Below are 14,893 nucleotides of genomic sequence, written 5' to 3' on the forward strand. Positions count from 1 at the left end.
GGGTCGAGTCGGACGGGCCGGTGGCGGCGCGCCACCGGCCCCCTGCCGCCCTACGGCAGCGCGTGCACCTTCGGTCCGACCGCATTCGACCAGGCGTTGCCCGCCGTGGCGTCCCAGTTCGTGGACCAGGTCATCGCCCCGCGCAGCCCCGGATAGGTCTTCGCGGGCTTGAACGTGCCGCAGCCGGTGCCGCGCGCCAGACAGTCGAGCGCGTTGTTCACGACCGACGGGGCCACGTAGCCGCTGCCCGCGCCGCGCGTCGACGCCGGTACGCCGAGTCCGACCTGCGAGGCGTCGAGGCCGCCCTCCAGCTGGATGCAGGCGAGCGCGGTGAGGAAGTCGACGGTGCCCTGGCTGTACACCTTGCCGTCGCAGCCCAGCATCGAACCGCTGTTGTAGTACTGCATGTTGACGACCGTGAGGATGTCCTTCACGTTCAGCGCCGTCTTGAAGTATTCGCCGGACGTCGACTGCATGTCGATGGTCTGCGGCGCCATCGTCAGGACCAGCTTGCCCCCCGCCTTCGCCGACAGCTGGTGCAGCGCCTTCGACATGTACGTCGAGTTGAGGCCGTTCTCCAGGTCGATGTCGACGCCGTCGAAGCCGTACTCCCGCATCAGCGCGTACGCGCTGTCCGCGAACGCCGTCGCCGAGGCGTCGCTGTTCACCGAGATGGTGCCCTTCTCGCCGCCGACCGACAGGATCACGGACTTGCCCGCCGCCTGCTTGGCGGCGATGTCGGACTTGAAGTCCCCGGCGTTCGCGTAACCGACGGCCGGGTCCAGGTTGAAGGTGATCTGGCCGGGCGTGCTGGTGGCGTCGGCGAAGGACACCGCGATGATGTCGTACTGCGCCGGCACGTCACGCAGCTTCTGGACGGTCGCGCCGTTGTCGAAGTTCTGCCAGTACCCGGTCAGTGCGTGCTTGGGGACGGTTCCGCCGCCGGGGTTGCCGCCGGACGTAGCGGTCCGCGCGGTCACCGCCGCGGACTTCCCGGACTCGCCGGCCACGTTCGTCGCGGTGACCTGGAAGCTGTACGAGGTGTCGGCCGCGAGCCCGGTGACGGACGTCGAGGCACCCGGGACGGCGGCGACCTTCGTGCCGTCCCGGTACACGTTGTAGCCGGTGGCGTTCGAGACGGGGGTCCAGGAGAGGCCGACCGAGGACGAAGTGGTCGCGCCCGCCGCGAGCCCGGTCGGTGCGGCCGGGATCACGACCGGGTCCGTGCCGCCGCCCCCGTCGGGACCGAGGACGCTCAGATCGTCGACGTAATACGCGCTCTGCCCGTACCAGCCGTGCGTGTAGACCGTCACGGAGCTCGTGTTCGCGCCGGTCTTGAAACTCGTGGTGAGCTGCTGCCAGGACGAGCTGCCAGGTGTCCACGTGGACACATCGGTGGTACCGGTGCCGCTCGCGCCGAGATAGGCGTAGCCACCCTGCACCCAACTGCTCAGCTGGTACGTCGAGTTGGGCTTCACCGCGACGGTCTGGCTGCACTTGGCGTTGTCCTGGCCCGACGGCGCGCCCTTGAGGGCCTTCGTGCCGCCGTGCACGGGCGAGGTCACGACGGAACCGCTGCCCGCCGTGCACGTCCAGTTGCTCAGGTCCGACTCGAAGCCGGCGTTCTTGGCGACGTTGACGTCAGCGGCCTGTGCGGGTGCGGCGAGCGCGGTGACGCCGAGCGACGCGGCCGCCACGACGGCGAGTGCGAGGCCGGGTCTGCGTCTGCGATGGCGTGCACGGTCCACGGTGAGCCTCCTGGGAAGAGGGGGACATGCTGCGGATGTGAACGGTGGCCACCGCTGTGTGCGCCAAAGTTGGTTCAGACCAATGGAGTTGTCAAGACCTCCGGCGCGCACGAGAACGGCGCCGGACAGGAGGTCCGGCGCCGCTGACGAGAGGGGAAGGACGGTGGGTTCAGCTCAGTCCGCGCAGGTAGGCGGCCTGCCCCACGTGCTGCAGGTCGTCCGCGAGCACGCTGATGAGCCGGACCCCCAGCGTCACCGGCGGATCCCAGCCCTCGTCGACGACACGGTCGAGATCGGCGTCCTTCAGGTCGCCGAGGAACCGGAGTGTCTGCTCGTGCACCGCGTCGTAATAGCCCACGAGGAGCTCGCCCGAGGCGACCCGCACCTGGCCGACCTGCTTCGGTGTGTGCCCAAACCCGGTGTCCGACTCGGCGAGCGGCAGATCGAACCGCTCCGCCCAGCCGCCCGCGAGCCACACCTGCTCGACTCCCGCGGCATCGGCGACATGGTCGTCCTGAACGCGGGTGAGATGCCAGATCAGCCAGGCAATGGAATTCGCCGTGTCTTCCGGGCGCTCGTGCAGCGCGTCGACGGAAAGTCCCTCGACGGCCGCGTGCACCTCTTCCTGAATACGGTGGTAACCGTCCACGAGTACGTCATGTGAGCGCATGCGTGCAGTGTCTCCGACGCGGGGGATTTCGGCCAACGGGTGCCGTGAATATGCCCGGAGACTGGCGTGAAAGCCATGGTGACTCCGCCCTCCAGGTGCCGATACTTGACGAAGGAACGGTTGAACGTTGTTCGTAGGCGGCGTCCCGCGGGCCACATTCCCGGGGTAATTCTCGCCGTTGCGGTGGATCACTGATCGTTTGGCACAACAGTCAATGCAGTCGGACGCCAGGCAATGGGGGAGACCGTGCACGACGAATTCCTGTGCCACGTCACCGCGTACGGAATCTGCGGTGGCCGGCGCGTGGGTGTTCCGCTCGGCACATATCGCGCCCCCACGCTCGCACTGGCCCTTTGGTGGCTGCGCGACCGGGCCATGTGGATGGCCGAGCGCCTCGACCCCCGCCCCGGCCTCGACCACTTACCCGAGGGTGCGCTGACGCCCATGGCCGAGGACGCACCCGACGTGCCGGAACAGCTGCGGGCCTGGTGCGCCGACCCGGGCCGGCAGGAGAGCGCCGCGGAGGAGTTGGCCTCGGGGCATCTCGTCCGGATCGCGACCCGCGACGACACCACCGAGTACGAACTCCTCGCCGAGTCCGTCGACGCCGTCCGCATGGCCCGCACCCAGCCGCGCCGCCGCGGCCCACGGTGTCGAGTGACAGTTACCAATAGTCACTGACAAGAGTGACACGGCGCTTGATCGCGCCGACTCCGGGGCAGTGTGATCACGCTCAGTAGGAACGATCACTCCGGGGTCACCGAAATGAAGCCCTTCATGAAGCACAGATCCGTGCTGCTCGCCCTCACCCTCCCCCTCCTCGGCGGCGCCACGACCGCCCTCGCACCCGCCTCCTCCGCCGCACCCGGCGCCGTCCCGCCCGGCCAGGTCTGCTTCTGGACCGACATCGGCATGCACGGTCAGGCCTGGTGCTACGGACCGCCCGGCTACGCCGACGCGGAGAACGGGACGGCGCGCCACGCCGCCTCCTTCGACTCCCGCGTCGCCGGGACCGTCTACGCCATCAGCTACACCGCGACCGGCTGCGTCTACCGGGAGATCAGGCGCGACGACTACTCCGAGAACTGGGAGTGGGCCGGAAAGCTCGACGGTGTCTCCGACACCACCATGGGGTGCGAGCAGGGCTGACCGCGCCATGAACCGCCGAAGGCGCGCCCTCACCGTCCTGGCCTGCGCCCTGCTGCTCCCGCTCACGGGCTGCACCACGGAGCACACCGACCGGACCGCCCGCACACCCGACGACACCATCAGGGCCGCGGCCCAGACCCTCACCGACCGCTGCCTCACCCGCCAGGGCCTCACACCGCCCCGGCCGGGACGCCGCCCGGCGAACCGGGCGGAGGAACAGCGCGTCGCCGCAGCTCTCTTCGGTCGCCCGCCCGCCGAACTCTCCTTGACCCTCGCGAACGGCATCCCCGTACGCGCCCACACCGACGGCTGCCTGGCCGCCGCCCAACGCACCCTCTACGGCGACCAGGAACGCTGGTTCGAGGTGTCGACCGTCGTCAACAACCTGGGGCCCGAGGCCGCTCACCGTGACCTCGGCCTCGCCTCCGTGCGCGCACGACACCGCGCCGAACTCGCCGACTGGCAGCGCCTGCGGACCCGCGCACTCGAAGCGTCCACCCGCGTGCTGCACGCCTCAACTCACTGACCCAGCAAGGAGAACAGACCACATGAAGCACCCGATCGCCCTCGTCGCCGCCGCGGTCCTCGCCCTCGGCGGCGCCGCGCTCCCCGCCACCGCCTTCGCGGCCCAGTGCCCCAGCGGCGAGTTCTGCGCCTGGACCGACGCCAACTACACCGGAATGCGCTGGAACTGGTCCGGCGACGACCACGACTGGGAGGACGGCATCCAGGACGAGGACTCGTCCTGGGCCAACCACGGAATCTCGGGACCAGGCATCAAGGACCACGTCCAGGTCTACGAGAATCCAGGCCTCGTCGGCTTCGGCACCGTCTGTCTCGCGCCCGGCCAGGAGATCCCCTCCAACGGCTGGGCCAACGACAGCGGCGACTCCCACACATGGAAGATGGAGTGCTGAACTCCCTTCACCATGAGGTGAGTTCAGAACGTGTCGCCGGTGTGCGGCACTAGCTCCGTGCGCAGCGCGGCGTCGAGCATCGACGCCGCGCTTTGCGTGTGCTCCGTCACCAGACCCGCGCGCGCCAGCGCCGCCACCGGCGTTGCCGCCATGTACGCGGTCGCCAGCTCGCTGGCCTCCACGGTCAGGTCGGGCGCGTCGTCCGTGGGCGCGTACGAGAAGCCGTCCGGCGAGGCGATCAGCCGGAACGTCCCCGCGTTCGCGGGCAGTCGGGCGTCTCGCACCTCGAGCACCAGATCCACGGGCGCCGCCCAGGCGCGGGCCGCGAGCGCCGCGCGCACGTCCACCAGGCGTACCCACAGGGCAGGTTCGACGCCTGTGACGCCCACCTGGTCGCGGTCGGCCGCGAACAGCAACAGGGGATCGTCGAGGGGCCTGCCGTGCGCGCGCACCGTGCCCGTCAGGTCGATGTCCGCGAGATACCGCCACAGCGCCGCCGCGCACCCCGCGGTGTCGGCCTCCAGTTCCTCGACGCTCACCAGGCCCGGCACGCCCCGGGACCGGTCGCCGGACTTGGTGCGGTAGATCGCGTAACCGGCGAGCGGGTCCCCGAGGGCCACCACGCGCGGCGGCGACAGATTCTCGCCCTCCTCGTCCTTGGGGGCCAGCCACTGCTCGTACCACCACGCGTCCGTGCGCGCGTGCCGACCCGCACGCTGCTCGCGCGTCGTCTCGAAGTACGGCGCGAGCAGGGCGGGCACCGACTCGGCGTCCAGCAGGCGCAGCGGACGCTCGTCGGGCGCGATGCGCAGCGCGAGCGGGCGCCGTGAGTCGATCTCCACGGTCGCCCCGTACGTGCCGGGTCCGAAACCGAACCGGCCGTAGATCGACGCCTCCGACGCCCACAGCGCGACCAGCGGCGCGCCCTCCTCGACGCAGCGCGCGAACAGCTCGCCGATCATCGCCGACAGCACGCCACGCCTACGGTGCGTGGGCGCCACCGACACGTACGACAGGCCGGGGCAGGGAAGGTCGCCACCGCCCGGCACGGAGACGGTGAAGCGATGCGCCGCCGCGAAGCCGACCAGCTCTTCGCCGTCGTACGCGCCGATCCGCAGGCAGCCGGCCAGCATCTCCCGCTGTTGCTTGCGGCGTTCGTCGTCGGGTGACTCGTGGAAGACGAGATGGGCGAGCGCCAGGGCCCGATCGATGTCGGACTCGGGTACGTCGCGGAGGCGGACGGAACCAGTGATCATGATCATCGACTGTAGTGGCGCCCCGCCCGGACCCACCTCAGCGGCGCCGACTCCGTTGAGGTGGACGGGCAGCGGGGTCCGGGCCGCCCCGTGCGACCGAGTCGGCGCGCCGCACACCTGTCCTTCGGTCGGCAGGTGCCGTACGGATGCATCCGGGACCGATGAATCTCACCCGCGATCGTCCCGGCCGCGCAGCCGGTCGCCGAGGCGCCGCATGCCACGCCGAGCATGACTCTTGACCGTGCCCAGCGGCCAGCCGGTGCGCGCGGCGATCTGGGGTTGCGTCAGGTCCTCGTAGAACGTGAGCCGCAGCACCGTGCGCTGCGTGCTCGGCAGACGTGCCAACTCCTGGGACAGCACCAGCCGTTCGACGACCGCGTCCATGTCGGTGTCGCTCGCGGGTTCGCTGCGGACCGAGAGCGCGTGCCGCCGCACCGACGCCTCGAACAGCACCGTGCGACGGCTCCGGGCGGCGAGCGCGTCCGCGACCCGGTGCCGCGCGATGCCGGTCAACCAGGCGGACGGCGGGCCCAGTTCGGGCCGGTAGCCGGACCGCCCGCGCCAGGCCGAGAGGAACACCTGCTGCATCACGTCCTCCGCCTCGCAGCGGTCGCCGAGTGCCCGCTGTGCCAAGCCCCGCACCAGCGGCGCCCACCTCCGGTACACCTCGGCGAGGCAGGCGGCGTCACCCGAGGCGAGGCCGTCCGCCAGGGCGGCCTCCGGCACCTCGCGCGGGTCGGAGACCCCTGCCGGCAACCCTGGGATCCTCAACGCGCTGTCAACTCCTCGAAACGATCCTGAACCCGACCGGCAATGGCCGGGACCTGACGCGCGCAGCGCTCTCCGGGTCACGGCCCGGTCATCCTGGAAACGACTCCCGCCGCACGACAACCCGCATCGGTTGTGCGTCGTATCGTGAGCCGATGGACGAGGGGCGGCAGGTACGCGACGCGGCACGAGCACAGGCGGCACCATCGGAAGCGGGCGTCACCACCGGCGCACTCGCCCGGCGACTCGGGGTCTCCCCGACGACCCTGCGCAGTTGGGACCGCCGCTACGGGCTCGGGCCGGCGCGGCGCTCGGCGGGACGGCACAGGCGCTGGACCGACGAGGACATCGCGGTCGTCGAGGAGATGTGCCGACTGACGACGACGGGCCTGCCGCCCGCCGAGGCCGCGCTCCTCGCGGGCAAACGGCTGGCGACGGAGCCCGCCGGGCTGCCGCTCCAGCGCCCCGCACCGGCGGCGCCCGCCGCACCGGCCACGCTGGAGCGCCAGTGCCGGGGCATCTCCCGCGCAGCGACCCGCATGGACGCGCCGACCGTGCAGAACCTGCTGACCGAGGCGGTGGCGCAGCACGGCCTGGTCACCGCCTGGCAGGACGTGATGGCGCCGGTATTGCACGCGGTGGGCCGCAAGTGGGAGGAGGCGGGCGACAAGTACGTCGAGGTCGAGCACCTGCTGTCCTGGCACGTCTCGCGCACCCTGCACCGCGCCGCGGATCCGGTGGAGTCCACTCTGGCGCTGCCGCCGCTGGTCCTCGCCTGCGTCCCCGCCGAGCAGCACGTGCTCGCCCTGGAGGCGCTCAGTGCAGGACTGAGTCAACTGGGCGTACCGCAGCGGATGTTCGGCGCCGCCGTGCCCGTGGAGGCGGTGTCGGCCGCGGTGCGCAGGACCGGGCCGCGCGTCGTCGTGCTGTGGGCGCAGGCCCGCTCCACCGCGAGCCTGCCGCTGGCCCGGCACCTCGCCGAGACCCGCTGGGGCGTGCGCGGCGCCCGCGGCAAACCTGCCGTGATGCTGGCAGGGCCCGGCTGGGCGGGCCGGGGCGTGCGCGGCGCGCTGTACCCGGCGACGCTGCCGCAGGCCCTCGACCAGATCGGGCGCCACTACCCGGAGGTCAGTCGAGCCCCCGGGCCCGCTTGAACCGGGCGAGGCCGTCCGGCAGGTCGACGATCGGGTCCGGATAGTCGCCGAGGGCGGCCCGGTCGAGGCCGGCCGCCTTCCACGGCGTGTGCACCGCGGAGCCCTCGACGTCCGCCAACTCCGGTACCCAGCGCCGTACGTAGCCGCCGTCCGGGTCGTACCGCTTGGCCTGCGTCACCGGGTTGAGCACCCGGTTCGGGCGGCTGTCGGTGCCGGTGCCCGCCATCCACTGCCAGTTCAACTGGTTGTTCGCGACGTCGCCGTCCACCAACAGGCTCAGGAAGTGGCGCGCGCCCACCCGCCAGTCCACGTACAGCGTCTTGACGAGGAACGACGCGGTGAGCAGCCGGCCACGGTTGTGCATCCAGCCCTCGTGCCGCAGCTGCCGCATCGCGGCATCCACCACCGGGTATCCCGTACGCCCCTCCTGCCACGCCTCGACCTCCCGAGGCGCCCTGCGCCAACGGTCCTGCTGCGTGCGGTAGTCGACGTGCGCGGCCTCGGGCCGCGCCGCGAGCACCTGGTGGTGGAAGTCCCGCCAGGCCAGCTGGCGTACGAACGCCTCCGCGCCCGGACCGCCCGCCGCGTTCGCCCGGTGCGCGGCCTCGACGGGACCGACCGTGCCGAAGTGCAGATGCGGGGACAGCCGCGACGTGGCGTCGCCCGCCAGGTCGTCGTGCCGGTCCTCGTACGCGGCGATCCCCGAGCGCAGCCAGGAGGTCAGAAGCGCCCGGCCCGCCCGCTCACCGCCCTCGGCAAGACCGGGCGACGTTCCCGCCACACCGCCCCGCTCGGGCAGTACCTCGCCGCCCACGCCGTCGGGCACCCGGACGGCACGCGGCGCCCGCACGACCGCCCGCAGCCCGTGCCTGGCCCAGTGCCGGTGGTACGGCGTGAACACCGCGAAGTGGTCCCGGGCGTCCGGGGTGACGGCGCCGGGCGGGACGCAGGTGACGACCCCGTCGTGCGCCACCAGATCGCAGCCCAGGCGGTGCAGCGTGTCCCGCAGCCGGTCCTCCCTGCGGTGCGCGTACGCGGAGACGCCGCCCGCCACGTGCACGGCGCACGCGTCCGTCTCGGTCACCACCTTCGCCACCTCGTCGACCACGGCGCCCGAACGCACCACGAGCCGCCCGCCCCGCTCCCGCAGCCCCGCGTCCAGGTCCCGCAGACAGTCGGCGAGGAACGCCTCACGGTTCGGGGCGAGGAACCCGGAGACCCCCGTGTCCCGGACGAACAGCGGCACCACGGCGTCCGCGGCGGTCAACGCCGCCCGCAGCGGCGGGTGATCGTGCACGCGGAGATCGGAGGTGAACAGGACGACGTGGACACGCACGGAATGGCTCCTGGTGGGGAGGGAGGCAAGCGGGCTACGTCAGGCCTTCCCGGCCGACCGCCCACATGGATGCACGATCACTCGCACGGGGCGCCGCCGACGGTGCCGTGTTCGGCCGTGGCAGCGATCTTGCGCGCCATCCCGCCGAACACCACGGAGTGGAACGGCGCCACGCTCCACCAGTACGCCTGCCCCGCGAGACCGTGCGGATGGAACAGCGCCCGCTGCCGGTACCGGGTGCGCCCGCCGTCCGCCGCCTCCACCGACAACTCCAGCCAGGCCAGGCCCGGCAACCGCATCTCGGCGCGCAGCCGCAACAGTCGGCCCGGCTCGATCTCCTCCACCCGCCAGAAGTCCAGCGAGTCGCCGACCCGCAGCCGCGCCGCGTCCCGCCGACCGCGCCGCAGCCCCACGCCGCCCGCCATCCGGTCGAGCCACCCGCGCACCGCCCACGCCAAGGGGAACGAGTACCAGCCGTGCTCCCCGCCGATGCCCTCGACCACGTCCCACAGCCGCTGCGGCGAGGCGTCGACGAGCCGCTCCCGCTCGTCCGTGTAGAGGCTGCCGCCCGCCCAGTCCGGGTCCGTGGGCAGCGGATCGCTGGGCGCGCCCGGCAGTGCGGCGGACGACCAGCGGGTGGCCACCTGCGCCTCCTGGATGCGGCGCAGCGCGAGGCGCACCGCCTCGTCGAACCCGACCGGGGAACCCGGCGGATACGCCACCCACTCCTCGATGTCGCTTTCGTGGCAGACCACTTCGTGGCGCAGGGACTCGGTGAGCGGGCGGGCGATGGAGGCGGGCACGGGCGTCACCAGGCCGACCCAGTGACTCGACAGGCCGGGGCTGAGCATCGGCACCCCGACCACGACGCGTCGAGGCAGCCGTGCCACCGCCGCGTACCGGAGCATCATGTCGCGGTAGGTCAGCACGTCGGGCCCGCCGACGTCGAAGGAACGGGACACCTCGGACGGCATCGCCGCGCTGTCCACGAGGCAGCGCAGCACGTCGCGGACCGCGATCGGCTGGATCCGGGTGTGCACCCAGCTCGGCGTCACCATCACCGGCAGCCGTTCGGTCAGATAGCGCAGCATCTCGAACGACGCGGAGCCCGAACCGATGATCACGGCCGCGCGCAGCACCGTCGTCGGCACACCGGAGGCCAGCAGGATGTGCCCGACCTCCGCCCGCGAGCGCAGATGCGGCGACAGCTCCCGCTCGGGCACGCCCGCGGGCGTCAGGCCGCCCAGATAGACGATCCGCCGCACACCCGCCCGGCGGGCCTCCTCGGCGAAGGCCGTCGCCATCTCGCGGTCCGTGCGCTCGAAGTCCTTGCCGGTGCCGAGCGCGTGCACCAGGTAGTACGCCACATCGATGCCGCGCAGTGCGGCGCCGAGCGACTCGCGGTCCGTGAGGTCGCCCCGCACCACCTCGACGTCGCCGGCCCACGGGTGGTCCCGGAGCTTGCCGGGGGAGCGGGCCAGGCAGCGCACGTGATGCCCCGATGCGAGCAGTTCCGGCACCAGGCGGCCGCCGATGTAGCCGCTCGCCCCGGTGACCAGGCACCGGCTCCCGGCACGTTCCGCGTCCATGCGTCTCCTTCGCTCGCCCCCTGTCCACCACCGTCCGCCCCCTCACCGACTTCCGCATCAACAGCGCAGGTGGATGCAGCAGGGCCGAACGGTCAGGACTGCCCGGGTGCCACCTCCTTCAGTCGCTCCCCGGTGTCGAGACGGGCCGCCACCCGCACCGTGCCGTGCTCGGGCGCGCGGACGGCCAGGGTGCGGCCCTTTTGGGACGCGGTCGCCGCACCGCTCGCCTCTATCCGGGTGACGGCGCGGCTGCCCGCCGCCAGCAGGTACCAGCCGCCGCCCGGAGACCGCCACCGGGTTTCGGCGACCACGTGCTGGCCGAACCGGCTGCAGGCCGCCGTGGCCCGGGCCCGGCCGACCAGCTGCGCCGGTTCGGCGGCCGCGCCGGGTGTGCGCAGCAGGACGGCGACATCGCCCGGACCGCGCCAGGTGGAGGCCCGTACGCAGGACCACACCGCGCGGCCCGCGTCCTTCGGCAACTGCTGCTCGGCGTAGTCCCACGCGTTCACGGCGCGCACGGCGCCGCCCTGCCACGGCTGGAGCCGGCAGGCGGTACGCGCCCACGCGACCAGCGCCTGGCTGCCGGTGGCCTCGCGCGGCTGCCGGGGCGGAGGCGTGCCGTGCCCGGGTGGCGGGGTGTACGTGAGGTGCACCGGCGACATCCCGCCGAGGTCGGCGAGCAGGAACGAGTGGTTCTCCACGATGCGGGGCGAGGACCGCAGTTGAAGCACGGGGCGGCGCGCGCAGCCGTCCGCGGGAGCGACGGGCACGGGATCGGTCACCCCGTCGTCCGACACGTCCAGCGGCCGTCCCGCGATGTCGGGCCGCAGGAGATCGCGGGTGGCCGCCTCGGTGATCCACGGCGCCGTGAGATAGCGGGCGGAGCCATCGCCGCGGCTGAGGACGACGGCCGCCGCCGAGGTCACGTCGGCGTCGTCGACCCGGGCCAGCGCGAGGCCGGCGCGGTCGTCGCCGTCCCGTGCGGTGTAGCGGGCCAGCCGATCGCCGTCGTTGAGGAGCACCACGGTGCGGCCGTCGACGTCGCCCGCGAACAGCAGTTGCGGGGCACGCGGCGCCGGGTCGGCAGGCGTGTCCGGGGTCCTGCTGACGCGTACGGCGCCGGAGGGATCGGCCCACGCGCCGAGCGCCCGGTCCAGCAGGGCGGTGTCGTCGGTCCGGTCGCCGCGCGCGGGCCAGGCCGTGAAGTCGACCCGCGAGGTGTCGGCCCAGGCGTCCCGCCCGGCCCGGGTGAGGTCAGCGGCGACGGACGCCGGGCGGCCCGGGGCGCCTCCACCCGTCGCCTCCTGGCGCGGGGCGGAGTCGGGGGCGAGCAGGGCGGCCGCGGTGACGACGGCCACGGCCCCCACCGCGAGAGCGGCACGGATCCGCCGCGCGCGCCGCAGCAGGTCCGTTGGGCGTGTCTGCACCGAGCAGGCGTCGAACTCCTGGGAGCGCAGCAGCGCCGTGGCCGCGGTCCCGGCCTCTGCGTCGAGTTCGAGGGACTCCCGTACGGCCGCTCCGGCCTCCGCCACTCCGGCCGCGGTCAGCAGCGCCGTTGCCCGGCCCGCGTCCATGGAGTCGATGTGCCGGAGCACGAACGCGGCGCGCGCGGGAGGCGACGCGCCCGCGAGGGCACCGACCAGCGCGACCTCCTGGGCGCCACCGGCCCGGGGAAACAGGCGAAGCCCCCAGACCACGGGGAGCCGGGGGAGCAGCGCACGGGGCGGCGGCAACGCGGTGGGCCAGCCGGCCGGGCGGTGTCCGACGGCCAGGGCAGCCCGCAGAATCCGTACGCGCAGCGCGTCGGTGGCGGAATCGGTGCCGTCGTCGGGGGCGCGGAGTCCCGGCAGCGCGCGCTGGACGACGGTGTGGGCCAGCAGCACCCGGCGGTGGCGGGTGAACGCGGCGGGGAGCGTGAGATAGGCCAGCCGTACGAGACCGGTGTACTCCTCGAGCAGGGCCGTCTCCGCATGGTCCGCGGCTATCCGTGCGCGGGGGACAATGGTGTCGCGGCGAAGCTGGGGCATGGCAGGCCTCTCCCGGAAGTCCGAAGGGTCACGGCGTCATCCTTCAAACGACGCGCCGGGGCGCGGGTCACCCCGTTGAATCCGGCAGGACTGCGTGGCCTGAAGCGGGGTATCAGCAGGCTGCGGGTGTCCATCGCTGAGTCCCGCAGGCGTGAAAGAGACACGAATGATCGAGTACATGGATGGGGCAGTGCTCCCCACTGGCTTCGACGAGGCAGTCGGACCGCTGATGCAGGCGACCCACTACGCGGGCGAGGAGGGCTGCCTGGCCGACGCGCGCAGGTTCGCCGACGTGTTCCTCACGCGGCTTCGCCAGGAGTGGTGCGTCGAGCTCGACCCGCGCACGGCCGGGGACATCCTGCTCGTCGTCAGCGAGTTGATCACGAACGCGGACCGGCACAGCGCGGGCCCGTACGTCCTGGAACTCGAGGGCACCTCGCGGCATGTCGCCGTCACCGTCTACGACAGCAGCGCCGCCGTTCCGGTGCGCTTCCCGCGGGACCCGGCGCGCGTGGGCGGGCACGGCCTGGAGATCGTGGACGCGCTCGCCGTCGTCTCCGTGGAGCAGGTGCCGGTCGGCAAGCGCGTGCGCGCCGTGCTGACCCTCGCCTCCTGAGCGACCCGCGCCTCGGCGGCGCGAGGCGGTGTTCCATGATGGTGTCCTTGACCCGTGGATGTGCTGGTCAGGGACATCTGTTCAGGAGGACGACATCGACACCGCAGACACGGGGAGCACGGTGGGCGAACTCGCCGCCGCGCTCCCGGACAGCACCCTCGTCACCGACCCGGACGTCCTCGCGTCCCTCGGACACGACGACGCCGAGTGGGCGCCGATGGGCCGGCCGCTCGCCGCGGTGCGTGCCGCGTCCGCCGAGGAGGTCGAGTCAGTGGTGCGGGCCTGCGCGGCCCGGCGGATCCCGGTCGTCACGCGGGGCGCGGGTACCGGCCTGTCCGGCGGGGCCAACGCCGTCGACGGCTGCCTCGTGCTCGACGTGTCGAAGATGAACCGCATCCTCGAGATCGACACCGAGAACCTGATCGCCGTCGTCCAGCCCGGCGTCGTCAACAACGACCTCAAGGCCGTCGTCGCCGAGCACGGCCTGTGGTACCCGCCGGACCCGGCCAGCGCCCCCTGGTCCACGATCGGCGGCAACGTCTCCACGAACGCGGGCGGCCTGTGCTGCCTCAAGTACGGCGTCACCCGCGACTACGTCCTCGGCATGGAAGTCGTCATGGGCGGGCCCGCGGGGGAGTACGGCAGCCGGGTCCGGCTCGGCCGGCGCACCACGAAGGGCGTCGCGGGGTACGACCTGACGAGCCTGTTCGTGGGCTCCGAGGGCACCTTCGGCGTCATCACCGAGATCACGCTGAAGCTGCGGCCCGCACCCGCGGCCGAGCCGCGCACCGTCGTCGGCAACTTCGACAGCCTCGTCGCGGCCGGCGCCGCCGTCGCCCTCGTCACGAGCCGGGGACTCGCGCCCGCCGCCCTCGAACTCCTCGACCGCGCCTGCATGGAGGCCGTCGAGAACTGGAAGCACCTGGGTATCGAGCCGGGTGCGGAGGCCATGCTGCTCGCCCGCATCGACGCCCCGGGCGACGCGGGCGAGACCGAGGCGAGCGCGGTGGCGGACGCCTTCCGGGAGGCGGGGGCGCTGTGGGCCGAGCAGTCCACGGACGCCGTCGAGGCCGAGGCCCTGTTCGACGTACGGCGCCTCGCGTATCCGGCGCTCGAACGCCTCGGGCCCGTGCTCACCGAGGACCTGTGCGTGCCGCGGTCCGCCGTGCCGCGGATGCTCGCCACCATCGAGAAGATCGGGCGCGTGCACGGCGTGCGCATCGCGACCATCGCGCACGCGGGCGACGGCAATCTGCACCCGCTCCTGATCACCGAGCCCGGCGACGAGGCGGAACGCCTCGCCGCGCAGGCCGCCTTCGAGGAACTCCTGGAGGCCGCGATCGCCGCGGGCGGCACGGTGACGGGCGAGCACGGCGTCGGGCTGCTCAAGCGCGGCGGCATGCGCAGCGAACTCGGGCCCGCCGTCTGCGCGTTGCAGCGGGCCGTGAAGGAGACGCTGGACCCGCTGGACCTGTTCAACCCCGGCAAGGTCGTCGGCGAGGACTGAGACTCCGACCGCCTGGCATCCCACTGTGTGTCTGTCCCTTTCCGCGGCACGCCGTACTAAATGAGGCAATTGTCCGTTTATCCGCCCTACGGTGCGGAGGTCGGTGTCCGTGCGGGGGGACGCACAACGCCCCTGCTCGGGGCGCGGATTGGGTTG

14 protein-coding genes are annotated in these 14,893 nt (G+C 72.8%); 7 read left to right on the forward strand and 7 right to left on the reverse strand.

Features of this window, described 5'->3' with window-relative positions:
* Positions 1-50: 50 nt before the first annotated feature.
* Together ACWD2L_RS06465 and ACWD2L_RS06470 are read right to left on the reverse strand one after the other, a co-directional pair.
* Positions 51-1,748, reverse strand: a complete 1,698-nt coding sequence (locus tag ACWD2L_RS06465; RefSeq protein WP_351331502.1) for a chitinase — start codon at positions 1,746-1,748, stop codon at positions 51-53.
* 169 nt (positions 1,749-1,917) lie between these two features.
* Positions 1,918-2,418 carry a mycothiol transferase gene (locus ACWD2L_RS06470; RefSeq protein WP_351331503.1) on the reverse strand — a complete coding sequence of 167 codons (501 nt, stop codon included), beginning with the start codon at positions 2,416-2,418 and terminating at the stop codon, positions 1,918-1,920.
* A 246-nt stretch (positions 2,419-2,664) separates the two neighbouring features.
* Between ACWD2L_RS06470 and ACWD2L_RS06475 the strand changes: the two genes are divergently transcribed.
* The 4 genes from ACWD2L_RS06475 to ACWD2L_RS06490 all read left to right on the forward strand — a co-directional run bounded on the left by ACWD2L_RS06475 (position 2,665) and on the right by ACWD2L_RS06490 (position 4,484).
* Positions 2,665-3,099, forward strand: a complete 435-nt coding sequence (locus ACWD2L_RS06475; protein ID WP_351331504.1) for a hypothetical protein — start codon at positions 2,665-2,667, stop codon at positions 3,097-3,099.
* Between the two features lie 96 nt (positions 3,100-3,195).
* Entirely contained in the window at positions 3,196-3,567 is a 372-nt protein-coding gene (locus tag ACWD2L_RS06480) for a hypothetical protein (protein ID WP_351331505.1), read from the forward strand.
* A gap of 7 nt (positions 3,568-3,574) precedes the next feature.
* Positions 3,575-4,093, forward strand: a complete 519-nt coding sequence (locus tag ACWD2L_RS06485; protein ID WP_351331506.1) for a hypothetical protein — start codon at positions 3,575-3,577, stop codon at positions 4,091-4,093.
* A 22-nt stretch (positions 4,094-4,115) separates the two neighbouring features.
* The gene (locus ACWD2L_RS06490) at positions 4,116-4,484 is read left to right on the forward strand and encodes a peptidase inhibitor family I36 protein (RefSeq protein ID WP_351331507.1); all 369 of its coding nucleotides are present in this window, start codon (positions 4,116-4,118) and stop codon (positions 4,482-4,484) included.
* Between the two features lie 23 nt (positions 4,485-4,507).
* On the opposite strand, the gene ACWD2L_RS06495 is transcribed toward ACWD2L_RS06490, so the two are convergent.
* Complete coding sequence (locus ACWD2L_RS06495; RefSeq protein WP_351331508.1) at positions 4,508-5,740, reverse strand: GNAT family N-acetyltransferase; 1,233 nt, start codon at positions 5,738-5,740, stop codon at positions 4,508-4,510.
* Positions 5,741-5,908: 168 nt separating this feature from the next.
* On the reverse strand, positions 5,909-6,496 hold the full coding sequence (locus ACWD2L_RS06500; protein WP_351331509.1) for an RNA polymerase sigma factor: 588 nt from the start codon (positions 6,494-6,496) through the stop codon (positions 5,909-5,911).
* Positions 6,497-6,663: 167 nt separating this feature from the next.
* Here ACWD2L_RS06500 and ACWD2L_RS06505 point away from each other — a divergent pair, with 167 nt between their 5' ends.
* On the forward strand, positions 6,664-7,662 hold the full coding sequence (locus ACWD2L_RS06505) for a MerR family transcriptional regulator (protein ID WP_351331510.1): 999 nt from the start codon (positions 6,664-6,666) through the stop codon (positions 7,660-7,662).
* Here ACWD2L_RS06505 and ACWD2L_RS06510 read toward each other — a convergent pair.
* The 3 genes from ACWD2L_RS06510 to ACWD2L_RS06520 all read right to left on the reverse strand — a co-directional run bounded on the left by ACWD2L_RS06510 (position 7,637) and on the right by ACWD2L_RS06520 (position 12,614).
* A complete protein-coding gene (locus ACWD2L_RS06510) occupies positions 7,637-8,998 on the reverse strand; it encodes a cryptochrome/photolyase family protein (protein ID WP_351331511.1) in 1,362 nt (453 codons plus the stop codon). The two genes, ACWD2L_RS06505 and ACWD2L_RS06510, sit on opposite strands and share 26 nt — an antisense overlap.
* Positions 8,999-9,075: 77 nt before the next feature.
* Complete coding sequence (locus ACWD2L_RS06515; RefSeq protein ID WP_351331512.1) at positions 9,076-10,587, reverse strand: SDR family oxidoreductase; 1,512 nt, start codon at positions 10,585-10,587, stop codon at positions 9,076-9,078.
* Between the two features lie 92 nt (positions 10,588-10,679).
* Positions 10,680-12,614: a hypothetical protein gene (locus ACWD2L_RS06520; RefSeq protein ID WP_351331513.1), complete on the reverse strand. Its 1,935-nt coding sequence runs from the start codon at positions 12,612-12,614 to the stop codon at positions 10,680-10,682.
* Between the two features lie 166 nt (positions 12,615-12,780).
* Between ACWD2L_RS06520 and ACWD2L_RS06525 the strand changes: the two genes are divergently transcribed.
* Complete coding sequence (locus tag ACWD2L_RS06525) at positions 12,781-13,230, forward strand: ATP-binding protein (RefSeq protein ID WP_351331514.1); 450 nt, start codon at positions 12,781-12,783, stop codon at positions 13,228-13,230.
* 58 nt (positions 13,231-13,288) lie between these two features.
* The gene (locus ACWD2L_RS06530) at positions 13,289-14,737 is read left to right on the forward strand and encodes an FAD-binding oxidoreductase (RefSeq protein WP_351331515.1); all 1,449 of its coding nucleotides are present in this window, start codon (positions 13,289-13,291) and stop codon (positions 14,735-14,737) included.
* Positions 14,738-14,893: the final 156 nt, after the last annotated feature.

The organism is Streptomyces sp. NPDC002754 (assembly GCF_053592315.1).